The organism is Pseudarthrobacter albicanus (assembly GCF_018224015.1).
Lineage (GTDB): Bacteria > Actinomycetota > Actinomycetes > Actinomycetales > Micrococcaceae > Arthrobacter > Arthrobacter albicanus.
Window position 1 is genome coordinate 1 of sequence record NZ_JAGPOT010000055.1, and the last position, 24,606, is coordinate 24,606.

General features: G+C 65.0%; 28 protein-coding genes and 6 pseudogenes. 12 read left to right on the top strand and 22 right to left on the bottom strand.

Annotated features, from left to right (window positions below):
- Positions 1–251: 251 nt before the first annotated feature.
- Positions 252–449 (top strand): annotated as a pseudogene (locus J9611_RS22760) (IS3 family transposase); the annotation flags it as partial.
- 25 nt (positions 450–474) lie between these two features.
- On the opposite strand, the pseudogene J9611_RS22765 reads toward J9611_RS22760, so the two are convergent.
- Positions 475–618, bottom strand: a pseudogene (locus J9611_RS22765) (VIT1/CCC1 transporter family protein); the annotation flags it as partial.
- A gap of 161 nt (positions 619–779) precedes the next feature.
- Between J9611_RS22765 and J9611_RS13210 the strand changes: the two are divergent.
- Positions 780–1,289 (top strand): cupin domain-containing protein, encoded by a 510-nt coding sequence (locus J9611_RS13210; RefSeq protein ID WP_246527785.1) that lies wholly within the window; start codon positions 780–782, stop codon positions 1,287–1,289.
- A gap of 219 nt (positions 1,290–1,508) precedes the next feature.
- Here J9611_RS13210 and J9611_RS13215 read toward each other — a convergent pair whose 3' ends face one another.
- From J9611_RS13215 to J9611_RS13270, 14 genes and pseudogenes are all read right to left on the bottom strand, one after another.
- Positions 1,509–1,802 carry an RskA family anti-sigma factor gene (locus J9611_RS13215; RefSeq protein WP_211880789.1) on the bottom strand — a complete coding sequence of 98 codons (294 nt, stop codon included), beginning with the start codon at positions 1,800–1,802 and terminating at the stop codon, positions 1,509–1,511.
- Positions 1,803–2,202: 400 nt separating this feature from the next.
- Positions 2,203–2,433, bottom strand: a complete 231-nt coding sequence (locus tag J9611_RS13220) for a DUF4383 domain-containing protein (RefSeq protein ID WP_246527786.1) — start codon at positions 2,431–2,433, stop codon at positions 2,203–2,205.
- Between the two features lie 167 nt (positions 2,434–2,600).
- The gene (locus J9611_RS13225) at positions 2,601–3,083 is read right to left on the bottom strand and encodes a hypothetical protein (protein WP_211880791.1); all 483 of its coding nucleotides are present in this window, start codon (positions 3,081–3,083) and stop codon (positions 2,601–2,603) included.
- Complete coding sequence (locus tag J9611_RS13230; protein WP_211880792.1) at positions 3,080–4,285, bottom strand: molybdopterin-dependent oxidoreductase; 1,206 nt, start codon at positions 4,283–4,285, stop codon at positions 3,080–3,082. The genes J9611_RS13225 and J9611_RS13230 overlap by 4 nt, the downstream gene beginning before the upstream one ends.
- A 203-nt stretch (positions 4,286–4,488) precedes the next feature.
- Positions 4,489–5,166: a hypothetical protein gene (locus J9611_RS13235; protein WP_211880793.1), complete on the bottom strand. Its 678-nt coding sequence runs from the start codon at positions 5,164–5,166 to the stop codon at positions 4,489–4,491.
- Positions 5,167–5,507: 341 nt separating this feature from the next.
- Entirely contained in the window at positions 5,508–5,702 is a 195-nt protein-coding gene (locus J9611_RS22525) for a hypothetical protein (protein WP_307857102.1), read from the bottom strand.
- A gap of 87 nt (positions 5,703–5,789) precedes the next feature.
- Positions 5,790–5,999 (bottom strand): annotated as a pseudogene (locus tag J9611_RS22530) (NAD-dependent epimerase/dehydratase family protein); the annotation flags it as partial.
- A pseudogene (locus tag J9611_RS22535) lies at positions 5,987–6,574 on the bottom strand (NAD-dependent epimerase/dehydratase family protein); the annotation flags it as partial. The pseudogenes J9611_RS22530 and J9611_RS22535, both read right to left, overlap by 13 nt.
- Positions 6,574–7,452 (bottom strand): MTAP family purine nucleoside phosphorylase, encoded by an 879-nt coding sequence (locus J9611_RS13245; RefSeq protein ID WP_211880794.1) that lies wholly within the window; start codon positions 7,450–7,452, stop codon positions 6,574–6,576. The pseudogene J9611_RS22535 and the gene J9611_RS13245, both read right to left, overlap by 1 nt.
- A 50-nt stretch (positions 7,453–7,502) precedes the next feature.
- Positions 7,503–8,975 carry a glycosyltransferase family 87 protein gene (locus tag J9611_RS13250; RefSeq protein ID WP_211880795.1) on the bottom strand — a complete coding sequence of 491 codons (1,473 nt, stop codon included), beginning with the start codon at positions 8,973–8,975 and terminating at the stop codon, positions 7,503–7,505.
- Positions 8,972–9,679 (bottom strand): class I SAM-dependent methyltransferase, encoded by a 708-nt coding sequence (locus tag J9611_RS13255; RefSeq protein ID WP_211880796.1) that lies wholly within the window; start codon positions 9,677–9,679, stop codon positions 8,972–8,974. The genes J9611_RS13250 and J9611_RS13255 overlap by 4 nt, the downstream gene beginning before the upstream one ends.
- Positions 9,676–10,344 carry a TIGR04282 family arsenosugar biosynthesis glycosyltransferase gene (locus J9611_RS13260; RefSeq protein WP_246527787.1) on the bottom strand — a complete coding sequence of 223 codons (669 nt, stop codon included), beginning with the start codon at positions 10,342–10,344 and terminating at the stop codon, positions 9,676–9,678. Before J9611_RS13260 ends, J9611_RS13255 begins: the two co-directional genes overlap by 4 nt.
- Before the next feature lie 8 nt (positions 10,345–10,352).
- Positions 10,353–11,069 (bottom strand): glycosyltransferase family 2 protein, encoded by a 717-nt coding sequence (locus J9611_RS13265; RefSeq protein ID WP_211880799.1) that lies wholly within the window; start codon positions 11,067–11,069, stop codon positions 10,353–10,355.
- A gap of 154 nt (positions 11,070–11,223) precedes the next feature.
- Positions 11,224–11,904 (bottom strand): hypothetical protein, encoded by a 681-nt coding sequence (locus J9611_RS13270; protein ID WP_211880801.1) that lies wholly within the window; start codon positions 11,902–11,904, stop codon positions 11,224–11,226.
- 355 nt (positions 11,905–12,259) lie between these two features.
- Between J9611_RS13270 and J9611_RS13275 the strand changes: the two genes are divergently transcribed.
- Positions 12,260–12,550, top strand: a complete 291-nt coding sequence (locus J9611_RS13275) for a DNA-binding protein (RefSeq protein ID WP_307857101.1) — start codon at positions 12,260–12,262, stop codon at positions 12,548–12,550.
- A gap of 275 nt (positions 12,551–12,825) precedes the next feature.
- Complete coding sequence (locus J9611_RS13280; protein ID WP_211880803.1) at positions 12,826–14,016, top strand: glutamate--cysteine ligase; 1,191 nt, start codon at positions 12,826–12,828, stop codon at positions 14,014–14,016.
- Between the two features lie 180 nt (positions 14,017–14,196).
- Here J9611_RS13280 and J9611_RS22770 read toward each other — a convergent pair whose 3' ends face one another.
- Both J9611_RS22770 and J9611_RS13290 read right to left on the bottom strand, forming a co-directional pair.
- The gene (locus tag J9611_RS22770; RefSeq protein ID WP_211880836.1) at positions 14,197–14,487 is read right to left on the bottom strand and encodes a VOC family protein; all 291 of its coding nucleotides are present in this window, start codon (positions 14,485–14,487) and stop codon (positions 14,197–14,199) included.
- Positions 14,488–14,502: 15 nt separating this feature from the next.
- On the bottom strand, positions 14,503–14,931 hold the full coding sequence (locus J9611_RS13290; RefSeq protein ID WP_211880805.1) for a hypothetical protein: 429 nt from the start codon (positions 14,929–14,931) through the stop codon (positions 14,503–14,505).
- A gap of 594 nt (positions 14,932–15,525) precedes the next feature.
- Here J9611_RS13290 and J9611_RS13295 point away from each other — a divergent pair.
- Complete coding sequence (locus tag J9611_RS13295; protein ID WP_211880807.1) at positions 15,526–16,005, top strand: hypothetical protein; 480 nt, start codon at positions 15,526–15,528, stop codon at positions 16,003–16,005.
- Positions 16,006–16,056: 51 nt separating this feature from the next.
- Here the strand turns inward: J9611_RS13295 and J9611_RS13300 are convergent, their stop codons facing one another.
- Positions 16,057–16,746 (bottom strand): hypothetical protein, encoded by a 690-nt coding sequence (locus J9611_RS13300; protein WP_211880809.1) that lies wholly within the window; start codon positions 16,744–16,746, stop codon positions 16,057–16,059.
- 351 nt (positions 16,747–17,097) lie between these two features.
- Here J9611_RS13300 and J9611_RS13305 point away from each other — a divergent pair.
- From J9611_RS13305 to J9611_RS13315, 3 genes and pseudogenes are all read left to right on the top strand, one after another.
- Positions 17,098–18,146, top strand: a pseudogene (locus J9611_RS13305) (aspartate-semialdehyde dehydrogenase).
- 223 nt (positions 18,147–18,369) lie between these two features.
- The gene (locus J9611_RS22355; RefSeq protein WP_211880837.1) at positions 18,370–18,831 is read left to right on the top strand and encodes an NUDIX hydrolase; all 462 of its coding nucleotides are present in this window, start codon (positions 18,370–18,372) and stop codon (positions 18,829–18,831) included.
- Positions 18,832–18,971: 140 nt separating this feature from the next.
- Complete coding sequence (locus J9611_RS13315) at positions 18,972–19,544, top strand: GNAT family N-acetyltransferase (RefSeq protein ID WP_211880811.1); 573 nt, start codon at positions 18,972–18,974, stop codon at positions 19,542–19,544.
- A gap of 59 nt (positions 19,545–19,603) precedes the next feature.
- On the opposite strand, the gene J9611_RS13320 is transcribed toward J9611_RS13315, so the two are convergent.
- The 3 genes from J9611_RS13320 to J9611_RS13330 form a co-directional block, all read right to left on the bottom strand.
- Complete coding sequence (locus J9611_RS13320; protein ID WP_211880812.1) at positions 19,604–20,047, bottom strand: MarR family winged helix-turn-helix transcriptional regulator; 444 nt, start codon at positions 20,045–20,047, stop codon at positions 19,604–19,606.
- Entirely contained in the window at positions 20,044–20,466 is a 423-nt protein-coding gene (locus J9611_RS13325) for an SRPBCC family protein (protein WP_211880814.1), read from the bottom strand. The genes J9611_RS13320 and J9611_RS13325 overlap by 4 nt, the downstream gene beginning before the upstream one ends.
- A gap of 182 nt (positions 20,467–20,648) precedes the next feature.
- The gene (locus J9611_RS13330) at positions 20,649–20,933 is read right to left on the bottom strand and encodes a hypothetical protein (protein ID WP_211880816.1); all 285 of its coding nucleotides are present in this window, start codon (positions 20,931–20,933) and stop codon (positions 20,649–20,651) included.
- Positions 20,934–21,159: 226 nt separating this feature from the next.
- On the opposite strand from J9611_RS13330, the gene J9611_RS13335 reads away from it, so the two are divergent.
- The 4 genes and pseudogenes from J9611_RS13335 to J9611_RS13350 all read left to right on the top strand — a co-directional run bounded on the left by J9611_RS13335 (position 21,160) and on the right by J9611_RS13350 (position 24,014).
- On the top strand, positions 21,160–21,606 hold the full coding sequence (locus J9611_RS13335; protein ID WP_211880818.1) for a GNAT family N-acetyltransferase: 447 nt from the start codon (positions 21,160–21,162) through the stop codon (positions 21,604–21,606).
- A gap of 113 nt (positions 21,607–21,719) precedes the next feature.
- Positions 21,720–21,959: pseudogene (locus J9611_RS13340) on the top strand (ATP-binding protein); the annotation flags it as partial.
- A gap of 154 nt (positions 21,960–22,113) precedes the next feature.
- Entirely contained in the window at positions 22,114–23,247 is a 1,134-nt protein-coding gene (gene nicT, locus J9611_RS13345; RefSeq protein ID WP_307857099.1) for a Nickel transporter NicT, read from the top strand.
- A 485-nt stretch (positions 23,248–23,732) separates the two neighbouring features.
- Positions 23,733–24,014: a hypothetical protein gene (locus J9611_RS13350; RefSeq protein ID WP_211880820.1), complete on the top strand. Its 282-nt coding sequence runs from the start codon at positions 23,733–23,735 to the stop codon at positions 24,012–24,014.
- 179 nt (positions 24,015–24,193) lie between these two features.
- Here the strand turns inward: J9611_RS13350 and J9611_RS13355 are convergent, their stop codons facing one another.
- A complete protein-coding gene (locus J9611_RS13355; RefSeq protein ID WP_211880822.1) occupies positions 24,194–24,541 on the bottom strand; it encodes a hypothetical protein in 348 nt (115 codons plus the stop codon).
- Positions 24,542–24,606: the final 65 nt, after the last annotated feature.

The following is a 24,606-nucleotide window of genomic DNA, read 5'->3' on the forward strand; positions in this document are numbered from 1 at the left end:
CACGAAACATTAAGCCGGGAAACAGGGCCGCGACCCCCGAACCACAAGGGCAAACTCCCCACCCTCGGCTTAACGATTACCTCGGCTTAATCTGAATTAAGCCGAATTCGGCTTAATTCAGATCACGGGTCGGACTACCTCGCCCTGGTCTACACGGACAGAATCGTCGAGCTCGGCGCGAAGCCGTCGACAGGGGTTGTCGGCGCGCGGTCGACAAGGGTCTCGCCAAGGCCGTCAACGGGCTCTACAGGACCGAACTGATCCGTCGGCGCGGGCCGTGGCGCACCGTGGAACAAGTCGAGTTCGCCACGCTCGAATACGTGTGGTGGTGGAACAACCAGCGCCTCTACGGCGAACTCGACATGTGCACACCCCTCCAGGTCGGGCAGGCGTACTACGCTGACCTCGAGTCAGCCCAACCGGCACACGCCGCACAGGGACGCCGATAGAACGAAACCCGGGCCGATTCATCGAGACGGCGCCGCAGATGAGGCCCGAGATGCCCGCGACGACCAGCGGCCCGATATCGGTCGACACACCGGCCACGCCCACCACGGGCGCGGCGACCGGGATGATGCCGTCGTTGGCGCCGAGAACACCGGCGCGCAGCCAATTCATGCGCTGGCCGAGCCCCGGTAGGTGAGCCTCGCCAGAATGGGGGGATGTGCTCGTCCGACACGGGTGCAGTCAATCAACAGCAGGGGAGGTCGGCATCCAAGGAGAGCGTGCACAGCTTCGGGAGTGTCACGAGTCCTTTGCTGTGCCGGGGAGGAGGGACTATGTTTCAGTCAATAGAAAAGGGAGTGTCGAGCATGGACATCATCGACAACGGGCCGCGCCCGAACGCGTTCGATATCGAGAACGCCACCGTCACCAACGAGAACTACCGCACCGTCGCCTGGACCGGGACGTTCCTCCAGGTCACGCTGATGTCCATCCCGGTCGGTGAGTCGATCGGGCTGGAGGCCCATCCCGACACCGACCAGTTCCTGCGCCTGGACGCCGGACAGGGCCGGTGCGTGATGGGTCCTTCCGCCGACCGGCTGGACTTCGAACAGGATGTCTCCGACGGGTGGTCCATCCAGGTGCCCGCCGGTACTTGGCACAACGTCATCAACACCGGCGAGGAGCCCCTGCGGCTGTACGCCGTCTATGCACCGGTTCACCACGCGCCCGGCATCACACAGGCCACGAGCGGTGACGCCGAGCACGACGAGAGCACCGGAAAAGATGAGCCGCCGTCCTGGTCGGTCCAGCCGGACGACACCGCATCCGACAAGCACGCCTGACACCACGCCACCGATCCGGGGCGAAGGCGCCGTTGTCCCCGCTGGCCGTGAGGGCAAACCCGTCTCGCAGCAGCGTGGCAAACCAGGGTTTTGCGGGTAAGCCGCTGACCTGGCCACGACCCCGGGCCGGCACGACGATCCCCACCTGCGGCAGGGGTGGAGCAGCGGCCTTTGGTGTGCAACGGACTACCGCGTCATGGCGGCGCCCCGGTGGTCCGCTCATCCTCTCGGGTGCGCCAGCTTGGCCAGAATTCGAATCAGCAGCTCCGGCGGAGGGTCTTCCACGAAGGTCCCGTATGCCGCCGCGAGTGCTTCACGCGTGTGTTCCACCCGGAGGAAAAAGTCGCGGCGGACCGGCCCGGGGGAGGCCTCAAGGAACTGGTCGATGGCGATTTCTTCCCCGGCGCTGAGGGCATCGGCGGAATACAGTTCCGCGAGTTCCAGCACCCGTCCCTCCGCCAGATCCTGGCCGATGTTTTCCGCGAAGCCTCCCGGCGGGTCAGACTCGCTCATCAAGTCCCTCCCCGGGGACGCCGGCCGTGTCCGGGGTGGCCGCCGGAGGCAGCTGAGCCGAAGGATATGGGGCCGCGGCGTGCATGACCGGGTCGACCCCGGCAGGGGGCGGCGGGTTCGACGTTCCGGGTGTGGCCATGCGAGCCGTCCCGTCGTCCCGTTAGTCTCTGGTGGTTTTGGTATGGATTCGGAGGCGCGCGGACCAGGGATGGGTGCTGCGGGCGGGTGTGTGTGACCCCGGAGATGAATCAGGACGCGAAGATGCGGGTGGCGGGGTGGTCCAAGGTAGAGAGGTGCTCATCACCGTCCGAGAAGAGATCCGGTCGGTGGTGATGCTGGGATTCGGCAGTGTGTCGGGGCCGGGAACACCGTGCCCGGTTTCGCTCGTGACGGTGTGGGATTAGACGTTCCGGTCGGCGTCACGGCCGCGGGTGAGGACGACGCCGGTGGTGATCATGCCGAGGCCGAGGCCGAGGAGGAGGAGGTGCAGCCAGTTGTCGGTGGAGTTGAGGGGGAGGAAGTTCGCTGCGGAGGCGCCGCTGCCGGTGAGGAGCCAGTAGATCCACAGGATGAGGTAGATCGCGCCGCCGCCGATGAGGCAGTTTCTGGCTGCCGCTCCGGTGCGGGCCATGGCGATGCCGGCGACACCGAAGAGGAGGTGGACGATGGGGACCTGGAAGACCCCGGCAGCATCGCCATGGAGCCGTGTCCGGCGAAGCCCATGGTGTCGTAGCCGCGGGCCGGGCCGGGGTCCCGGGCGTTCGCCGTGGGCCGGACGCTGACGTCGACGCAGCGTTTTCAGGGCCGTGTCTTCTGCACCCTGTTACCGGTGGAGGCCCCGGTGCGTCCGGCCCGTTCACAGGCGTAGACCGCCGCCGCAGCAGCAAGGGCGAGGATGGTCCAGAACCAGAGAAGCCTCCCGGCATAGTCAGCCTCAAGGACGGTGGTGTTGCGCGCCTCGGATTGCGCCTTGAGCAAAAGTCCGGTAATCAGGCTCACCACGGCGCCCGCCATCAGGGCACCGCGCAGCACGGCGGCTGAGGCCGGGCGAAGTCCGGATCCCAGGCGTGTCAGTCCCGCGCCGGCCACGGTGGACAGCGGCACGATCACGCCGTCGTGCAGCACGAGGGCGAGGGCCATCCAGGTCAGCAGTCCCACGAGCTGGGGCGGCCCGAGTTGTGTGGGAAGGCCCAGCAGGCCGTACCCGGCGAGCCCGGTCCCGGCCGCGCCCAGGAGTATCCGGGCCGTCCTGACAGGCACGGGTGCTTTTCGCGGGTTCACAGGGCCTCCACGGAGTGCAGCCATTTGGTTTGCAGGACACCGGGGCGGCCAGGGGCGATGATCCGGGCCGGGTAGCCGTGGTCCAGGTCCAGGACGGTGCCGTTGAGTTCCAGGGCCACGAGTGTCCGTTCGTCCTGGACATACTCGGCCGGCATGGACATGAGCCGGTAGGCGCCTTCTGGTTCAAGACTGGTCACGCGCACGGCCGAGTCCGGGGGTGCGCCGGCGGCGTTGATCAGGTCCCGCATCCGCACGCCGCGCCACCGGGCCGTCTGGCTCCACCCCTCGACGCAGGCGATGGGCAGTTCCTGATCGTACTGGGGGAGGGCCTTCAGGGCCGCGAGGGTGAAGCTGCGGGCAGTGTTGTGGTGTGTGACGGTCAGCGTCCAGTCGCCGGACTGGGCGAGGTCGGTCACTTTTGCCTGGGCCGCTGTCCGGTTCACGGGCACGGATTGCGGACCGGTCCCCATTGTGCGCGGGGCGAACAGATTCAGCGGGCCGAGCCAGGAAAACGACTGCCCGGCCGTGGTGAGCACGACCGCGCCGGTGGTTGCGCCGACAGCGGTCAGGAACGCCCGCCGGGACCAGCGCCCTGGATCCGGTGCCGCAGCGGGAAGCGCCGTCCCGGGCGTGGCGGCCGGGTGGTCGAAGGTCACTTCGGGCCCGCTTCCGGGGCGGGCGCGCCAGTGCTCGATGATGGCCGGGAGTTTCACGGCGATGTGCAGCAGCAGCGATCCCCAGATGACCCACGCCATCCAGTAGTGCGTTTCGCGGAACGGGAACGGCCACGGGTACCACTTGTAGGTATTGATCAGCCCCGTTGTCAGCTGCACGAGTGAGGCCGCAATGAACAGGGCAATCGAGGCCCGCTCGAGGCCGTGCACCAGTGACCTGACCGGCGGCCACTTGAGCAGTTCCGGGTAAACGGACCAGAGCTTGGCCAGCAGCAGCGGGACCGAAGCGATCCCGGCCGTGACGTGCAGTCCCTGGCTCAGCTGGTAGATCCAGACCGGGCTCGTGGGGAAGAACATCCACGAGGGCGGATTCTGCAGTCCGTGGCTGAACAAACCGGTCAGGAAACAGACGGTGAAGCTCACCCCGAGCCACCGTCCCAGGACCACCGTTAACCGGGTGCTCCGCGTCGGCGAGGCGAACCTGGCGGCCAGCGCCTCGGTGAGCCCCTGCGGGTCAGGCTTTTGCATGCTCTTATCACACCACTCTTCAGGGTCAGGCGGGGCCTCACGGCCAGGCAAGGTCGTGAGGACTCGAGGCGGCCGGGACAGCTGGCCTGATTCGAAGACCGGCGGCCACAGCACGGAAAAGTGCAGCGGCCCTTCCGGTGGGGAGGAGCCGCGGCACTTCCCGCCGGTGCAGACCATGCCTCCGGCAGGTTTCCCGGGGGGTGTTATTTGGTGTTGACGGTGATTTTGGCGATGCCGACGAGCATGTCGGCCTTCACGGCGTCGGTCTTGAAGGTCTTGTTCAGCAGGCCGGCGGCGGTGTCGGAGATCAGCACGCGGGTGCCTTCCAGGACCGCGGTGTCGCCGGCCTTCGCGAGGGGCTTGAGGGTGGAGCCGTCGAGGTTGAAGATGTAGGCCTGCTTCACGGCGGTCGTGCCGTTGACCGCGACGTCACCGTAGAGCTTGGAGGTGCCCGGGTTGATGGTGAAGTTGGTCAGGTCGACCTTGGTGTCCCCGGAGGTGAGGGAGAAGCCGGAGCCGGCGTGGCTGATCAGGCCCTGGACGTAGGGGCGGTAGTCCTTGGACGGGTCGTAGTAGTCGACCTTGCCGCCGGTGATCGGGAAGACCAGCGACCCGTCGGTCAGTGCGGCGGTGCCGATGACGCCCGGGGTGAGCTTGAGGGTCTCCAGGGCCTTGGCGAAGGACGCGTCGAGCTTGACCGCGGTGCTGGTCCCGGTCAGGGCCGGGATCGAGGCCAGCGGCTTGGGCGCTTCTGCGGACGCGGAGGACGACGAGGAAGCGGGTGCGGCTGAGGTGTTGCTGGCCGGGCTGCAGGCGGCCAGGGAGAACATGAGCGAACCGGCGGCGGCGATTCCGGCGAAGGTCTTGAGGGAGGTGCGCACGGGGGTACTCCTTGAAGTCATTGATGGGTGGTCCTGTCCGTTCCCCGGGGGACATGGCGTAAAACCATGAATCCCCGGCGGGGCCGGCGTTTGTCTGTCAGGAGTACTTCGGGAACAAACCCGCCCCGGATGGGACACCCCCCAACCGTGATCAATCCGTTACACCGGCCCCTGCGGCCGGGACGGCACCGTGCCCCGCGGCGGACACACTCCCATGCCCACGGCGTCGGGCGGCATTGATGACGGCCCGGCAGAGGATCATGAGTGAAGCACGACAGGCACACGTTCCATCAGTGCGCGGCCCGCGCCGATGATCACTTGTTGTTATCCGCCGGGACGCGTCAGCCTGGTTCGCCGCGCAGGGGAGCGGCGGCGAATTCCTGCATGCCGTCGCTGAAGCCCACGGCCGGAGCCCAGCCCAGCTCCGCCTTGATGCGCTCGGAGGACGCCGTGATGTGGCGGACGTCGCCCAGCCGGTACTCACCGGTCACGATGGGGGCCGGGCCGGTGCTGAATCTACTCAGTGCCGCGGCCACGTCACCGATCGTCCGTACCTCGTCCGCACCGACGTTATAGGCACGAAAGCCAGTGCTTCCTCCGGAGGAGAGCGAGTTGACTGCGGCGATGTTCGCGGCGGCGACATCCCGGACGTGAATGAAGCTGCGCCGCTGGGCGCCGTCTTCGAAGACCCGCGGCGCCTCACCCCGGGCCAGGGCCGAGCGGAACAGGGAAGCGACACCGGCGTAGGGCGTATCCCGGGGCGGGGCATCCTGGGGCCGTAAACGTTGTGGTAGCGCAGGGCGACCGCCGCACTGCCGGTGCTGCGTGCCCACGCGGCGGCAAGGTGCTCCTGGCTGACTTTCGATGCCGCGTAAACGTTCCGCGGATCAAGGGGCGCTTCCTCGGTGACCATCGCCGGGACCAGGACGTCTCCTGTTTCCGGGTTGCGGGGATCGTAGATGCCGGCGCGCAGGTCGGCCTCGGCGCGGGGACCGGGCCTGGCGGGCAGGCCGGTCTCAGAGTCCGTGTAGGCGCCCTCGCCGTAGACCACCATCGAGGAGGCCAGGACCAGGCGGGTGATGCTCCGGCGCTCCATGGCGGCCAGCAGGATGGCCGTGGCGTAGTCGTTGTTGCGGATGTAGTCCGGCGCGTCTGCGAAGCTGACCCCCAGCCCGACCTTCGCGCTCTGGTGGCAGACAGTGTCGATGCCCTGCAATGCTGAATCGACCGTGGCCGCGTCCGTGACGTCGCCGATCACAAACTCCACCTGCGGGTCAAAGAGCGGCGGCCGGGGATGGAGGTCCGGGTCCAGGGAGTCCACGACGCGCACGGACCAGCCCCGGGCCAGGGCTGCGTCGACGATGTGGGAACCGATGAAGCCGGCGCCGCCGGTGACGAGGAGTCTCATCAGATGGTCGCAGCTTCCCGGACGGCGGGGAGTGCCATGATCGTGCGCACGGCTTCCGGGTCCATCAGCGGCCGGGGGGAGTAGTCTTCACTGATCGCTGCGACAGTCGCTTCGAGGACAGCCAGGACATTCCGCTGGGCGTCCTTGAGCCGCGAGAAGACAGCGTTGGCCGTCACCGGATCGGAACCGTCATGTCCGGTGTCGGAATCGGTGATGAAGGCCAGATTGGCGAAACCCATGTTCAATTCGGTGGCCAGAACGGGTTCGGGGTACTGGGTCATGCTGATGATGTCGGCACCGCCGGTCACGTACCACCGTGACTCGGCCTTCGTTGAAAAGCGCGGTCCGTTGATCACCACTACTGTTCCTTGCGGGGCGTAGGGAAGGTGATGCGCCGCCAGAGCGGCGTCCAGGTGTGAACGCAGAGTCGGGCAAAACGGTTCTGAGGCCGGCAGGTGCTGGACGCCGGCGGGGGCGACGCCGTCGGCGACGGTGCCGTCAAAGAATGTGTCGGCCCGTCCCCAGGTGCGGTCGATCAGTTGGTCGGTCACGACGAAGGTCTCAGGTCCGAAGCCTTCCCGGAGCCCGCCCACGGCCGAGGACGCGAGCACCGCCTCGACTCCGAGGTTCTTGAGTGCCCAGAGGTTGGCGCGGTAGTTGATCTTCTGGGGCGGGAGCGAATGGTCACCGCCGTGGCGGGGGAGGAACGCTACGGTCCGTCCGGCCACGTCGGCAAGCGTCACGGGCCCCGAGGGCGGCCCGTAGGGGGTATCGACGTCGACGGTGGCGAGGACCGTTGCGCCGGGGAGCCGGTAGGTGCCGGAGCCGCCGATGATGCCGATGCGCGGCTGCGGCGCGTCGGGAAATGCTGTGTCCATAATGCAATCCTGCCATTCGGGGTAGCGGTGGTTCGGGGGACGGGTGCCGTTCACTGGGTTGAAACCACCTGGCCCGGCGCTTCGGACCTGAGACCGTCGACGGCGGCCCGTCGAAGCTCGCCGCGGCGCCGCAGCCAGGCTCCTGCGGCGATGGCAGCGGCCGCCATGAGAAGCACGATCTGATCCAGCGGCTCGCTGAAGGGTGCGAGGGTAGGGACCATGTAGACGAAGTCCAGGGCAAGGATCACCCCCACGTACTCCCACCGCCGGCTCAGGACGATGAACGGCAACAGCATCAGCGCATACCAAGGGTAGTTCGGGCTGACAATGAGCAACGTCAGCCCGATCATGACGGTCTGCTGCTCCCAGACATTGCCTGCGCGTGTTTGCCGCAGCACGCCGAGAGCAACGACGGCCAGTGCGGCGGCGCTGAGGACCGGCGGCCAGGGGCCGGCGGAAATGATCTGCGCGAGGCCGAATCGGACGCCGCCGCTCTGGCTGTAGCCCTCCTCTTTGAGATAGCCGGGCAGGAAACCCAGAACGCCGGCCCCGGCCGCTGCCAGATAGGGCACGTACAGCAGGATGAAAGTCAGGACCGCGGCGGCAATGAAGCGGACCGGGCGCCGGAACAACAACGCGGGGGCTGCGATGGCCGGAATGAGTTTCGTTGCCACGGCCGCCCCGAAGGCTACTCCCGAGCGGAGAGGCCTGCCGCCGGCGAGCAGCATTCCGGCGGCGAGCATCAAGGCGGCGCCCAGCAAGTCAACGTGGGCGTTGTTGACGGCCTCAAGTTGCACGAACGGGCTCCAGCCCCATACGGCGGCGAGGTGCAGTGGCAGGCCGCGTTTGGCCAGAGCGCCGAGCAGCATGATCCCGACGGCCGCGCTGATGAGCAGCCCTCCGAGCTGGAAGGGAAGGTATCCGACCGAGTCCGGGACGGCGGCCCGGACACCAAAAAAGTAGATTTCGGCCGTGGGCGGATAGATGGTGGGCACGTGGGGCCGGTTGATGGCGGTGCACAGGGGATTGCCGGACGGATAGCCGAAGGCCGCGACGGACTCCGTGCCGAACAAGTCCTTGGCACATAGTGGCCTGCCATCGGCGCCGGAAGCGCCCGGCGCGAAAAGCCACCCCGGCCTCAGGTTGCCAAGAGTCTCATCCACGGGCACATACGAATACGGGGAGTGTCCCGCCTTCTGCACGATCCCGTCCCACGCGTACCGGGCGGAGTCGTTGCTGGTCCGCGGAGGGGCGCTCACCGCAACCAGGCCGAGGAGTACCGTGCCTGCGATGATCAGGGCGCCGACCTGCCGCCGGGGCACGTGCCGCAGGAGGCTCAGGGCCGCAACCAGAACCAGCCACGAAAGGCAGCTGCCGACAATCGGTGCGGATTCGAACGGGTTTCCGGGCAGAACCATCCACCACAGCACGGCCGCGGCCACGAGGAACAGCACGGGCAGGACGACGAACAACCGGAGCCTGGTGCCGGCCACACCGGTTGATGAGGGGGGAATGGCGCTCACCCCATGATCCTGTCACGCATGCTGGCGGGCGACAGGCGGCAAAAGACGCGGCCCTGAACGCGTTCGATGGCGGTAACGGTCCACCCGCTGCGCGCTGCCCGGGACACGAGCCCCGCGCTGCCCGTCCGGGCCCACAAGAAAGGAGCGCTTTGGTTTCCGTTCTGGTCCACCAGCACGGCGGAATAGACGACGTCCAGGTCATCGTCGGCTTCCACCTCGGCCAGGACCGTCCCGTAAGGGGCGATGAGCTGGCTGCACCGGCGCAGCAGGGACGTGATGCTTCCGCCGATGCCGATGTTGCCGTCCAGCAGAATGACAGACTGCCACAGACCGGAATGGGGCACAGGGGCGAAAACTGATTGTTCGAGTGCGCGGGCACCGCGCCCGCGCGCCCGCCCGACCGCCTCAGCGCTGGTATCAATGCCCAGGGCCGCCAGGCCGATTCGCTGTGCGGCAGCCAGCAACCTCCCCGGTCCGCAGCCGACGTCCAGGACCGGCCCCTGAAGGCTGCGCAGCAGCGAACGCTCCAGCACGGTGGCCTCCCCGCACCAGCTGCGCACGTCGAAGTCCACCGACTCGGCCTGGTGATGCCCGCTGTCCGGACGAAGGGTCAGAGTGCCGGACCCGTTCGCAAGCGCCCGGGCGTATGGCTCATTGTGGCCTTGGCCGAAATTGGCGGCAGAAGCGACACCGACGGCAGTCATCGGGCTGCCCCGGCCGCGCGTGAAGAGCCCCGCACCTGGAGCGCGGCTTCCTCCACGGCACGCGCGAAGCCGCTTCCGGGAATCCTGGCGGCGATCTCGAGTGCATCACTGAAGTGGTCCATGTCCCGCAGTTCGGGAAGCATTCCGACGCTTAGCCCTGCGGCGGACAGGCGGGCGAACTGGCTGGCACCGGTCCTCTCGGTGGACATCGGCACCCCCCGGACCAGCTCTCCGACGGGGCGCCGCAGCGCGAGAGCCCAAAAACCGCCATCCGTGGCAGGGCCCAGCCAGGCGTCGTGAACATTTGCTTGCGTTGACCAGTCCTGAAGCAGCGGAGCCACATCATCCGCTGAGAACTGTGGTGTATCCATACCGACGATGAGAAGCGGGCCTGTGGCTGCATCGCAGATGGCGGCGAGACGTTCGTCCAGCCCTCCGGATGACTGCGGCACAACGGTGAAGTATTCAGCGTCGGCCGCAGCCGGGGTGCCGTCCATGACCAGCAGCCGGTTCCGTACCGGGAGCAGCCGGACCGTTTCCAGGGTGCGGCTAAGGCTCAGCTGTGCCAAGGATGCGGCCTGCCCTGGCGTCAGCGGGGGGCTCAACCGGGTCTTCACCCGCCCGGGAAGGCACTCTTTGGCGATGACCGCTACTATCAGATCCATGCTGTTCCTCATATAGGTTCTTCGCTGCCGCCGGGATTCCGGACCGGTCCGGAAGACGAAGCCGCCGCAGCTGCCTTGAGCTGGGCGGACATGTCCCGCACCGCCGTCAGCGTTCCGCGGACCGTTCCGGTGACCTTCGATCTGCCGGTGCGCGGGGCATAGGGCACGGGCATCTCCACGATCCGCCAGTTGCGCAGGCTCGCCTTGAGGAACATCTCCAAGGGGTAACCGCTGCGGCGGTCCTCAAGACCAAGGGAAAGCAGATCGGCCCGGCGTGCAGCCCGCATGGGTCCGAGATCAGTCACCCGTTCCCCGGTCAGGCGCCGGAGCCGCCACGCCAAGAGAACATTAGCGACGCGGGCGTGCAGGGGCCAAGACCCGCGCTGCGGCCGACGGCTGCCCAGCACCAGATCCGCAGTGCCGTCCATGACCGGAGCCAATAGCCCCGGCAACCGGGCCGGGTCGAGGGAACCGTCGCAGTCACAGAAAGCCACGAACTCTGAAGTTGCCGCCAGCAGGCCTGCATGGGCGGCGGCCCCAAACCCCCTCCGGTCCTCACGGACCACCACCGCGCCCAGACTCGCCGCGAGTTCAGCGGAGCCGTCCGTGGAACCGTTATCGACCACGATGGCCCGGTATCCGTCCGGCATGCGGGACAACACCCACCCCAGGGCGCCCCTCTCGTTCAAACACGGCAGGACAACGTCAACCACGGCTCCGGTCATTTTGGACATCCTTCAACGCTAGGGGCTGTGCGCCGCATCCGGCCCCGGACACGCCACGATCGATAAACACAAAAGTGCCGCGGCGCTCCGCTGGGGAGGAGCCGCGGCACTTCCCGCCGGTGCAGACCATGCCTCCGGCAGGTCTTCCTGGGTGTTATTTGGTGTTGACGGTGATCTTGGCGATGCCGACGAGCATGTCGGCCTTCACGGCGTCGGTCTTGAAGGTCTTGTTCAGCAGGCCGGCGGCGGTGTCGGAGATCAGCACGCGGGTGCCTTCCAGGATCGCGGTGTCGCCGGCCTTCGCCAGTGGCTTGAGCGTGGAGCCGTCGAGGTTGAAGATGTAGGCCTGCTTCGCGGCGACCGTGCCGTTGACCGCGACGTCACCGTAGAGCTTGGAGGTGCCCGGGTCGATGGTGAAGTTGGTCAAATCGACCTTGGTGTCCCCGGCGGTCAGGGAGAACCCGGAGCCGGCGTGGCTGATCAGGCCCTGCACGAACGGGCGGTAGTCCTTTGCGGGGTCGTAGTAATCGACCTTGCCGCCGGTGATCGGAAAGATGAGGGAGCCGTCGGTCAGCGCCGCGGTGCCGATGACGCCCGGGGTGAGTTTCAGGGTCTCCAGGGCCTTGCCGAAGGACGCGTCGAGCTTGACCGCGGTGGACGTTCCGGTCAGGGCCGGGATGGAAGCCAGCGGCTTGGCCGACGAAGCCGCGGAGGAGGCGGATGCGGTGCTGGCCGGGGCCGAGGAGCTGGAGTTGGACGGGCTGCAGGCGGCCAGGGAAAACATGAGTGAACCGGCGGCGGCAATCCCGGCGAAGGTCTTGAGGGAAGTGCGCATGGGGGTACTCCTTGAAGTCATTTGGGTGGTCCTGACCCGTTGCAGCGGCCGTGGTGCGGGGCCGCGGATTTTCAGCGGGGCGGGTTCTTCTCTGTCAGGAGTACTTCGGCAACAACGCCGGCCCGGATGGCTTCCACGCATACTGTAACCATTCCGTGATGCCGGCCCCGGCCGCATCGCGCGGACGCCGCCACCGACAAACCCGTCCGAATGTGTTGGAAGACGGGCCGGCACCGTGGATCCTCGGCAACGGCGGGCTATTGGGTCCCCCGCCCGGCCCGGCCGAGCTCGCGGTTGCGGAAAGGGCCGGGCGGCGCAGGCGAATTCGATCGTGGTGTTGAGTGTGAAAGACCGTGTGTTTGCTGCTGCGGAGCAGATTAGTGCCGGGCGCCGGCCTACCGTCTGGACGGTGCGGGCGGCGGCGGGTGTGAGTAACGCCGACGCCACCCGTTATCTGAAGGAGTGGGTGGAGGAGAAGCAGGCCGCGGGAGGCCGTCTCGCCGCGACCCCGGCAGCGGTGTTGGAACAGGCCGCGCGCCTGGCCGGGGCCTGCTGGGCCGAAGCCTCCGCCCTGGCTAATGAGCGGCACGCCGCTGCGGAAGCGGTCTGGGCGCAGGAGAAGAAGGATCTGGGCCTGGAGATCTAGCTGTCAACTAACCTCCAGGAGTCCCTTTCTCCGATTGGGTCTGATGGGGCATTTCCCGACACCTTGCCGAGAGGATCGATGGTGCCACGCTGACACTCGCCGCCGGCGAGCCCGCAGACAGTACCTGAGGATTGGTCCGCGATCGCGATGGTGTTGGAAGTGAAATAGTGTTGCGGGCAAGGCTGGCGTTCGCTTTGGGGGCGTCCGACAGCCCCTGCGCGCCGATGCTGACTCGTGGTCGTCGGTTTGTCATTTTCGTCGGTCACACTTAGCGTGTGCGTACTTTTGGTGTTGAAGAAGAATTCCTGCTCGTGGATCCCGACAGCGGGTACCCTCTGCCCCTGGCCGGAGAGGTCCTTCGCCTGCACGATCCCGGTCGCCAAGCGGTGAACCATCTGGCACCCCTCCAGATGCTGGCCGCCGAGCTTCAGCAGGAGCAGCTCGAAGTCATTACGCACCCGCACGCCAGCCTGAGCGGACTCTCGGCCGAGATACGGGCGGGACGGGCCTATGCCGATTCGCTGGCCCGGATGGCGGGCGCGAGGATCGCTGCCTTGGCCACGTCTCCGCTGCCGGCCATACCGCACGCTACCCTCAACGACCGCTATGACGCCTTGATGGAAAAGTACGCTCTTACGGCTCGCGAGCAGCTGACCTGCGGATTCCACGTCCATGTCTCTGTGGACTCCGATGAGGAAGGCGTCGCGGTCCTGGACCGGATCAGATCCTGGCTGCCGCCGCTCATTGCATTGAGCTCAAATTCCCCGTTCTGGAACGGCACAGACAGCGGGTACGCCAGTTTCCGAAACCAGGCGTGGAATCGGTGGTCCACAGCCGGGCCCACAGAGGTCTTCGGCTCGGCACAGGCCTACCACTCGCTGGTGGAGGACCTGTCGGGCACAGGGGTCGTCACCAGCCCGGATTTTGACGCGCGTCTGTCCATCCGGCACCCGACTGTCGAGGTCCGGGTGGCCGATGTTTGCCTTGATGCCCGCGACGCCGCACTGATCGCCGCGTTGGTCCGGGCGCTGGTGGAGACCGCTGCCCGGGAATGGGAGGTCGGACAGTCACCGGACATGGTTCCCGCCACAATCCTGCGGCAGGGGGCATGGCTAGCCAGCCGTTGGGGGGCTGGCGGGGAGCTCCTCCACCCGGTAAGGCACCGGCCAGACACCGCAAGAAATGTCTTCGACGCGCTCTACGGCCATGTCCGTGAGGCACTGCACGATGCAGGCGATTCCGCCGACGTCGTGCAGTCACTGCAAAGGATCATTGATCACGGCACGGGGGCCAGGCGGCAGCGGCAGGCATTCGACCGAAATGGCAGACTCGCCGACGTCGTCGCCCACGCCACCGGCCTCACCCACCTGGAACCCGTCGGTCACTTCACTCACGGCGAACCGTTCCTCGAGAGAGACGGAGAAACGACCAGCCCCAGCACAGCCTCGGCCGCCCTCTCCGGCTAACGCCTACACGACGCACCATTCCGGCGACTGGCCCCTTCATGGGAATTGAAGGCCGCGTCTCCGCACAAGACAGCTTCAAAAAGCGTCAGTCAGTCGAAGAGTCACGCCGCCCCACGGCTTAATAACACCATCACCGTCAGAAGCCCTCTGCGCAGCCGTTTCGTTTCCTTATGAGGAATCCTAAGCGGACGTCGATTCGGTGTGGGTGGTGGTCGGCATGAAGTAGACGGCTTCCCACAGGTGGCCGTCGGGGTCGCTGAAGTACCCGGAGTAAATTCCCCAAGGGCGCTCATGTGCGGCGGCGGTTACTTTACCTCCCGCGCGTTCGGCTTCAGCGAGCAGGGCGTCAACCCCGTCACGGCTTCCCAGCGTATGTCCCAGGCTCAGCCCCGATCCTGCGAGGCGTTGTTGGTCGAGGTGCGCGTCTTTTGCGAGTTCGGTCCGGGCTGACCCGTGCCCTGAAGACGGCAGGGAGCCCGGTGTTTGTCAGTCGGGTATTTCCATGTGGAACCCGCAGCTGCAGTGCAGGACCCTGGTGCGCAGGTACACCTCCAGGGGTCCTTCACCGGTCAGTTCCGTCGAGAGCGTGGCGTGGACGCTGCGCTGCTGGGATCCAGCTACCGTCATCGGTTCCCCGCAATGCAGGTAGTTGCCGCCGAACTGAAGCACCCCGGATCGTTGGCCCGGCCGGTTCAGGACCTCAGCAACGCCGGCCACGGAGGCGGTGTGGAAGTAGAAGAAGTCGCATTCAACGCAGGTGTACGTGACTTCGACCAGCCCTGTGCGCGCCGGCCGGAGCGTGTCGATGGATTCGATGATCAGGTGTTCAGCCGTCTGGCATCGAGTGCACCAGAGCTGCTGCCCGCGGGACCCGCTGGGCGGGCCAGGTTTGCGCGGATCGGAAACAGTCGACATTGACAGACTCCTTTGTCCGGGAATGCCGGACCTCCCGGCCGCGGCTTCCCTCCTCGTGCCCCCCGTGGATCAGGCTAACTCCCGGCCCGGGCACTGACAAGGAACCGGGCGGCGGAGGGCCGGTTCCTGCACCGCCGGCCGCCGGTTCAGCCCGTCAGACCGTCAGCCCGGGAAACCATGGGACGAGCGGGCTCCGGGCGCCCACGACGGCCACCCCTCGCAGGTCCGCACCCGTGCGTGAGTTGGCCGACGGCAGCGTCGGACACCGGGACGGCAACGACAATATGGCAGCCGTGGACCCGGCGTGGTGGCACGAGTACTGCGATCACCTAGAGTCGGTTGCGCGCGGTTACGGGGGCCAGACCCAACCGCGCGCAACCGACTCTCACCAGCACCGATAGCGGCGTTACCCGCCAACCGCGTGAAACTCGGACACTGGAACAGTTTTCACACTCTGATGGCGGCTCGATCAGAATCTGTTCTTGTCCGATAGCGGGTGGCGTTAGAACCGACTGTCCCGCTGAGGGATCCCCCAGCGGGCGGCCAGACTCTCGGTACATGCGGGAAGCTTTTGCGCATCGGTAGGCTAGGCCCATGGCGTGGGGGGAAGCGGCGCAGCCGCAGGCAGTTCGATCACACAAGGTGGTCCTGGACTCGTACGCGTTCATCAAGGGCTGGCTGATCGCCACCTCGATCTGGGTAGGCCTACTGCTGCTCGTGGTGGCGGCAGGCTACGGCGTACCCGCCGCGCGGGACGGTACCGATGCCGGCTACGTGTGGGGTTATTTGGGCATAGTGGTATTTTATGGCTTCGGAGTTTCCCTGGTTTTCGCGGCGCCACTGGCCTGGGTGTTGGCCTATCTTCTGCGCCCGGTCCGCAATCAATGGATCCACATCGGAGCCTTCTTCACGGTGCCCACCCTCGTGTTTTGGCTGCTGGGAAGCGTCCTAGGTCTCGGCTGGCAGCCCTTGCTGCTGGTCCCATGGGCCACCGTTGGCGCAGCAGCAGCAATCGGCCGTTGGGCAGTTCGCAAGGAGGTCCATTCCTCTACTTCCGCAACTGCCTCCGCCTGACCTCCCGATGCATGATCGGCTAACGGGCAGCGTGAGCAGGAGAACCAGCGCTTAGACAACAGCCCCGTTGTTGAGCTGCCGTAGCCGGGAAGAGCGGAGGGGCAGCCCCCAAGCCCAATACGCCATCATCAGGCCTGCGGTTGCCGCTCCGCCTGCGTAGGTCAAGGGTGAGGACCATGACCCTTCAGGTGTGGGGATCACAAGGGCCAGCACGACAACAGTTATGGCCAGGAGAACCTCCGCGGCCGCCTGCAGTATTCTTGCCCGGTACTCGGAGTAGGCCAACCGGGCGAGCGGAATGATTGGCAGCAGGAACAGGCCGAGGCTACAGACCGGGTAAATGACGTTGAACGTGAAGATCACCAGGCCCAGCACCATCAGCCCCAGGAACTTCAGCAGCTGGACAGGCTTGAGCTGGTCCTCTGGTGTCCACCGGCTGAGCAGGAGTCCCCATGCGGACAGGCCGAGCAGCCAGCCGCCGGCCCAGAAACCCAGGTTCAGAAGTGCCAGGGGAACCAGCAGGGCGCCGGGCAGCAGGAACGCCACGGCTTGCCGCAGCGGCGGCAACTTCCGGGCGGGACCGAAGATGCACACTCCGATCAGCAGGTACGCCGCAACATAGCCAGGCAGCAGCTCGATCACCGACACCCAAGGCGGGCCAAACATTAGGAGCGTCAGCGCGGCGACCATCACGCACACCGCCGCGAAGGTCCATGGTTGTCGGCCCCCTGTAGGATTCACAGCTCGACCCTACTCCCGGTTCGTGTCCGATTACCGGAAATGCAAACTGAACGGGTGGTTCCCGCGGCATGTGAGCATTTAGGAACTGAGTTATCCGGTGGAGTGTCCGGTAAAGGATCCCTCTGCGGGACAGAACGCAGTGGTGTTCCGCTTGGTTCGCCGGATTGCGGCTGGCCGCTCTCATTCGCATTGCGCAACAGACCGTACGGAGGCGGCCTCGAGTGTGGAGGACTCGTTAGGGTGAGAAGGCACGTGCTTTGAGTTTTCTCGGACGTGCCGATCCTGCTCGTTTTCGAGAACCTGGATCGTCCTTAATTGCAGATGGTGGAGTTGATGCGCGTGATACGGAAGATGAGCGTCGGGGTAGTAGGAGCCACAGGTCAGGTCGGGGCCCTGGTCAGGCAGCTACTTCGGGAACGCAGCTTCCCCATTTTGGAAGTGCGCTTTTTCGCCTCAGCCCGCAGTGCGGGCACCTTTCTCCCCTGGGGTGATGACCAGATCCTCGTAGAGGACGCTGAAACGGCGGATCCGGCAGGGTTGGACATCGCAATCTTCTCGGCCGGAGCATCCACGGCACGAGATCTGGCGCCACGCTTCGCCGCTGCGGGAGCGACAGTCATTGATAACTCATCGGCTTTCCGCATGGATCCCGACGTTCCGCTGGTCGTCAGCGAAGTAAACCCCCACGCCATCGAAAACGCCACGAAAGGCATCATCGCCAACCCCAACTGTACGACGATGGCCGCAATGCCGGCGTTGAAGGTGCTTGACCGCGAAGCAGGACTACAACGCCTGATCATCAGCACGTACCAAGCCGTCTCCGGTGTCGGGATAGGCGCCGGCCCTGCGTTGGCGAAGGAAGTCGCTGTCGCATCAGAGCAGGGTTCGCTGAACCTGTTGCACGATGGTGACTCCATCGAATTCCCTGCCGAGAAGATATTCGCCGAAACTATTGCGTTCAACGTCATCCCGTACGCAGGGGAGCTCGTCGATGACGGTCCTTTGAAACCAGCGAGGAACAGAAGCTCCGTCACGAGAGTCGGAAGATCCTTGAACTGCCCGACCTGCTGGTCAGCGGCACCTGCACGCGCGTGCCTGTCTTCACTGGGCACTCGCTGTCCGTCAACGCGGAGTTCGCTACTCCTCTCCCTGTCAGCCGGGCCGTCGAACTTCTGGCCGAAGCGCCTGGCGTAGTCCTCACGGAAATTCCGACGCCGTTGAAAGCCACAGGGTTGGATGTCTCTCTTGTAGGGCGAATCCGAGCCGATGAAGGAATACCAGAAGGTCGAGGGCTGGCAATGTTCATTAGCGGAGACAACCTCCGCAAAGGTGCAGCTCTGAACGCTCTTCAAATCGCGGAACTAATAGCGGAATCAAAGATGGCACCACTACCTGTATAAAGGTCTATCGCAGCATGTTGCACGGAAGCTGTTAAGCCAACAATGCACGCTGAAGGATCCTCCACCGGGCGCCGCGGCGGAAATCACGACGTACGGTTGGAGGGTGCACTCACACAACATCCACGCAGACGACTCGACAATACGCTCGGGGCTCCCCCCTCTTAGTCCGGACCGGGTGCCGGCGCTGCACGACGAGCGGGGTGTTGATGCGGCCATCCGTGACATGTCCATCGCGCACGTAGCTGAAGATGGGCTCCTGGCGTGGTTCCAGTCCAATTGGCGAGCAGATCCGCGCCCATTGGCCGCTGATGTGTGGGTGTTCTCCTCAGATTTCCAGCGCATACTCGTCGTTGAGCATCGCTGGCGGGGCCTTGTCCCGCCTGGTGGACGGGTGGACCCCGGGGAGACCCCGCGCGAGGGCGCCGTTCGCGAGCATGCCGAAGAGACAGGTCTCGAACTAGTCGTTGCTGACCGCCCGGCGTTCGCTGCTGCCCGCTCATACAGATCGGATTGGTCAGCGACGCTGAACTTGTCCTTTTGGGCGATCGCCGACCCTGCGACGAGGCTGCTGCCGGAAGTTGGTCAACCCGCGCATTGGATCGACGTTGGCTCAGACTGGCGTACTTTCCACAAGCAGGATGCGGCTGTGATGGTCAGGTTTGCAGAACAACAGAGTAACTCCTAATCACAACGGCTGTTCGCCCGTAAGGCGATCCTCATCCGGACACCGCTCTGTCGGTTGAACGGTCGGTTCGGTCGCCTCCCGGCAGTGCCGGTGCGGGCAGCGCTGTTGCTGATGCTGTGCACGGGTGGCAGTGTGGCGACATGGTCATCGAAGTCCGTCCCGCAACGGTGTTCGAGGACGTGAGGTTGATGGTGGGACCGAAGCGGCCTGATGCGAACGTCTGCTGGTGTCTGAGCTATCGCATCCCGTCGAACCAGAACCTTGCGCTGCGCGGTCCCGAGCGCGGAGCTCTCGTGAAGGAGCTGGTCGGGCAGCATCCTCCGCCGGGGGTGCTCGCTTACGAGAGCGATGAGGTTGTGGGGTGGGCCGGCGTGCATCCCCGCGCCGATACCAGCTTCGCCCGAAACCGCAAGATCCCGCATGTGGATGACCTCGATGTGTGGTCGGTCTGGTGCATCAGGGTGAGACCGGGGCACCGTGGCAAAGGCATATCGCATCACCTGCTGGCCGGAGCCGTGCAGTTCGCCCGCGATCACGGCGCACCCGCGATCGAGGGCTATCCGGTCGACAACCACGGCGAGAAGGTCGACCTCACTATGGCCTACGTCGGTACTCGTGCGCTGTTCGAGCGGGGCGGGTTCACCAAGGTCGCTGAGACGGACTCGGTGATTAACCGATTCCCGCGCGTACTCATGCGGCGCGAGCTGCACTGAGCAGCACGCTCTACGGGGATGCGTTGGTGGCGTTCTCTTCGTTGGTGTGCGGGCGGTGCTCAGTTGAGTGTTCTCACCCCGGCCAGGGCTTGCAGCGTGTGTAGGAGTTCTGGTTGGTCTGCCGGAGAGAAGAATTCGTGGTCGACGTTCTCCACGAGGGTGATGGCTCGGCGAGCAAGGTCGATTCCTTCCGCTGTGGGGTGGATGATCTTTGCCCGGCTGTCGCGCTCGTCCGGTCGTCGTTCCAGCAGTCCCTTGGCTTCAAGACGACGGATGACCGCAGAGGTCATGCGGGCGTCAGAGCCTGTGCGCTCGGACAGCTGCACCTGATTGGGGGCGCGATCGGTTTGGCTCAACCACCACGTTGTTGCGAGCAGGACAAACTGCACATGAGTCAGTCCGAGCGGACCGAGTGCTGCGGCAATTGCGCGTTGCCATCGCAGTGTGGCGTTCCAAAGCAGAAAACCCGGGCTGGACTCAGGGCCTTCGGGAAAGAGGGTCATGGACGGCTCAAGGCCAACTCGAACAGTTTGGACATCGTTTCGTCGAAGTCGCCACTGATCTGCGGGCCAAGCTGCGGCCCCACCTCGTCCGCGTCCGTGCCGCTGATCTCCAGCCGGTGTGTTACTCGCGTGCCGCCATCACCGATGGGCACGAGAGCGTGACGGAATCGCAGCGTCAAGTCACCGAATTGCGTCTCATCCGCGTAGGTCTCGTTCTCGACCAACTCAACGATCGTCGACTCGAATGCGTCCTGGCCGACAGGAGTGACCGTCAACTCCGTCCCCGCTGCAAATGGGCCATGCAGTTCGAAGGCGTCCGCTCCCTCGTACGTGAGCTCGCCGGTATGCAACCCTCGCAAAGTCACCCATACCCGTTCCGGTGAAACAGCGGTTGTCCCCGTGTACTCCGTGGTCCACATGGCTTACTCCAATCACTTCGAATTACTCTATGCATAGTTTACCTATGCGTAGAGTATATGACAAGGGCCCGCCCGTAAGTGGGTCCCCTCAAGAAACGCCACACGTAGAAATTGCGCCCGCGTGATTGCGTCCAGGTGAGGGTTCCCCAATGGACCGGCTTACGTGCCCCACGACATGGTCGCTATCTCCGGCTTGTGAACTGGACCTGGACGCGCTTGAGGTCGGCGCGTGGAAGCACGGCGGTCACGACGCCACCGCCTGCTAGTTCTGCGCCGATGCCGTATACGAACCGGTCCGTATTGACCTCCGTGCCGGGCACTTCGACTCCATTGACGAGGACAGTGACCTGACCATTGAGCATCAGGTCGGTCACTGTGGGTGCGGGTTGGTCCCAGGGGTTGCCGCTCAGTCCGAGCTCGTTCCGGTACTGATTCATGAGGATGTAGTTGACGTGGTCGACCAGCACTCTGCGGACCGAATAACGTTCGGATGAGTCACGGTGCCAGTCACTCTCATGCCTCGATTATGAGCCAAATACGTGATCGTTAGCCTATATCTGTAGAAGAGATGACCGAACGCCACCTGTCCGATAGAGGTTCCCCTGACGGACCTAATCCAGAGTGGTGATTTGAGCCCAAGTTGCTGTTGCAGACGGCATTGTTCGTGCGGATCGGGCATGACACGATTGCAAAGTGACTACACTCTGGACGAAGCGGCTCGTCCGAGGCGATCTGACAGTGGCCCGTGACATGTTCGCGATGATGGCTGCTGTATTCGCAGAGGATGCCGAGCCGCTCACCGACGACTATCTTGTTTGGCTTCTCGATCGAGATTCGTTTTGGGCCATCGCCGCATTCGCCGGTGACGACATTGTTGGCGGCATCACCGCCCACACTCTGCCCATGACGCGATCCCCATCGTCAGAGGTATTCATCTATGACCTTGCAGTGCGCCAGGATCACCAGAGACGGGGCGTTGGAAGCAGGCTGGTTCTCGAACTACGCGAAGCCGCAGCGGCAGCAGGCTTCGGCGAGGTATTTGTGCCAGCCGACAACGAAGACAAGCACGCTCTCGACTTCTACCGGGCACAGGGAGCCGCGGCGTCCCCTGTGACATTCTTTACCTTCACCGCCCGGTAAAGGTTCGTAAACGGACGGACTTTGGCCAGCTTCCATCGACAAGCTGCGGACCAGTGGTTAACTGCCTCCATGCGCCCTTAGCGTACGATTTTTTCCGTTTTCTGAAGCGACCCCATATGGAACTGGACCGCCGCGGCGCCGAACTCCTCTTCCAGGTCCTCACCGAACGTGAAGAGAAGAACTCCGTAGCGGTCGCCTCCAATGAGTCTTTCTCCGGCTGGCCGAAAACCTTCACCGACCCCGGTCTCTGCGCGGCGATCGTGGACAGGCTCACCTTCGGCGGGAACATCATCGAAACGGGCACCGACTCCTACCGGCTCGCACACACCAGAAACCAACAAGCCGCCATCTGAAACCGCCGAAGTCGGTGCGGCGAACGCCCCTACTCGGAGTGAGGTTTTAGTGGCCCGGACCCGTTGGGCGGGGGAACGTGCGGGCGTAAACTTCCGTTAGACCCGGGCCGCCGGGTCTCGCGCCGCCTGTTGCGGCAGAATCCGGAGGTGCGCCGTGAAGTCCGCCCCTTATTCCGGGACTTCCCCGGGCCGAAGGATCAGAAACGCCCTCACCGGCCGGGAATGGGCCTCGGTGGCGACCATGGCCGGCGTTGTCATCGTCCTGCACCTAGCGGGCTGGGGCGTACTCGCCTGGGTGGTGGCCCCGCAGAACCTGCACGTCGGCTCCGACCAGGTCTTCGGGGTCGGGCTCGGTGTCACCGCATACATCCTGGGACTGCGGCACGCCTTTGACGCGGACCACATCGCGGCGATCGACAACACCACCCGCAAACTCATGCACGACGGCGCCCGGCCGTTGTCCGTGGGGTTCTGGTTTTCTCTGGGACATTCCAGCATCGTCTTCGGGCTCTGCGTGCTGCTCGCCGCCGGCATCCGCGCACTGGCCGATCAGGTCGGTTCCGATGCCTCGACCCTGCACGAAGTCCTCGGCCTGATCGGCACCAGCGTGTCGGGGGTGTTCCTGTGGATCATCGGAATCCTGAACCTGCTCGTCCTGGCCGGGATCCTCAAGGTCTTCCGGCGCATGCGCCACGGGGACTACGACGAGACAGCCCTGGAGGAACAGCTGAACAACCGGGGCCTGATGAACCGCTTCTTCGGCCGCGCAACCCGGGTCATCACCAAGCCCTGGCAGATGTACGTCGTCGGGCTGCTGTTCGGCCTGGGCTTCGATACCGCGACCGAGGTCAGCCTGCTCGTCCTGGCCGGCGGCGCCGCGGCCTTCGCGCTGCCCTGGTACGCGATCCTGACACTTCCGGTGTTGTTCGCGGCGGGGATGAGCCTACTCGATTCAGTGGACGGCTGCTTCATGAACTTCGCGTACGGATGGGCCTTCGCCAGGCCCGTCAGGAAGATCTACTACAACCTGGTCATCACCGCCCTCTCCGTGGCCGTGGCCCTGATCATCGGCACCATCGAGCTCGTCTCCATCCTGGACGAGAAGGCCGGCATCACCACCGGCCCGCTGGCGGCCATCGGACAAGTGGACCTGAACAACGTCGGCTACGGAATCGCCGGGCTCTTCGTCCTGGCTTGGGTCCTCGCACTGGCCGTCTGGCGGTACGGGCGCATCGAGGAAAAATGGTCGGCCGCCCTGAACGCGACGGACGGACCCGGCCTCCGCTGAACATATAAATGCCGCCGGCACTTGTGTCTGTTCCGGCTGCGTCCGATGCGGCGGCTTCACCGAGCACGCACCACCCGACATCACCAGCTGGGCTAAGCTCCGCCGCACTGCCATTTTCTGAGTCTGGTGGGGCCTCTTTCAACCGTCAGACCGGGGCCAACTTAGGTTGACACAATCAGAGAATGGCGGTTTTTTCACAGTTCAGAATGGCGGTTAGGTGTCGCGTATGCCGATCCTCTATCGGGCGGACATACATGAACGTTTTGCGCATCGGTAGGCTAGGCCCATGGCGTTGGGGGACGCGGCGCAGCCGCAGGCAGTTCGATCACACAGGGTGGTCCTGGACGCGTACGCATTTATCAAGGGCTGGTTGATCGCCAACTTCGCTCTGGGTAGGCCTACTGCTGCTCTTGGTTGCGGCAGGCTACGGCGTGCCCGCCGCGAGAGACGGCACGGACGGCGGGCATGTATGGGGCCTTTTGGGCATGGTTGTTCTTTATGGTTTCGGAGTTTCCCTGGTGTTCGCGGTGCCACTGGCCTGGGTGTTGGCCTACCTTCTGCGCCCAGTCCGGAATCAAAGGATCCACATCGGGGCCTTTTTCGCGGTGCCCACCCTCGCGTTCTGGCTGCTGGGAAGCGTCCTGGGTCTCGGCTGGCAGCCCTTGCTGCTGATCCCATGGGCAACCGTTGGCACAGCGGCAGCGGTCGGCCGTTGGTCGGTCCGCAATGACGTCCTTTCCTCGGCTTCCGCAGCTGCCCCCGACTGACCGCCCGCTGCATGATCGGCTTACGCAGGTGCGACACTAAGCGATCACAGAATGCCGCCACGAAGCGATCAAATCCACAGGTAAGTGCCGATTATCTCGCAGCTCTGATTGGCGTTGTCACCGTCCCGTTTGGGGAACCTTAGCGGGCTCGTGAGCTCCGGCTGGCTGGAAGTAATCGGTCAGGAATCCAGCCAAGGTCCAGCAAGGATCAATACGAGCCCCGGCCAGAGCGTGATCGTGCCGACGTACTCTCGAATATCGACTCTGAAGAGGATCGCGAGGAGGATCGCGAAGAGAATGTAGGCGATCGCCAATACTCCCCCTACGACCACGATGGCGCTTCCCCGTGTCCGCCTCTTCTTCCTGGGGAACTGCTTCGCGTAGTCCTCGGCCGTGCTGAAATCGGCGTTAGCTAGATTCCCTGCGGCGGCCTTATGCGCCCGCACGTCGTCGAGTACTCCGGCGATCTCGGCTTCGGACAACCCGCGCATTCTTGGGTTGAAGGTCAGGCGCCGCTCGTAGCTCATGCGCTTGCTCCGTGTGAGTCTTTGGCCCGCCGGCGTGATGCCAGCACTCCATAGAACGCGGTCAC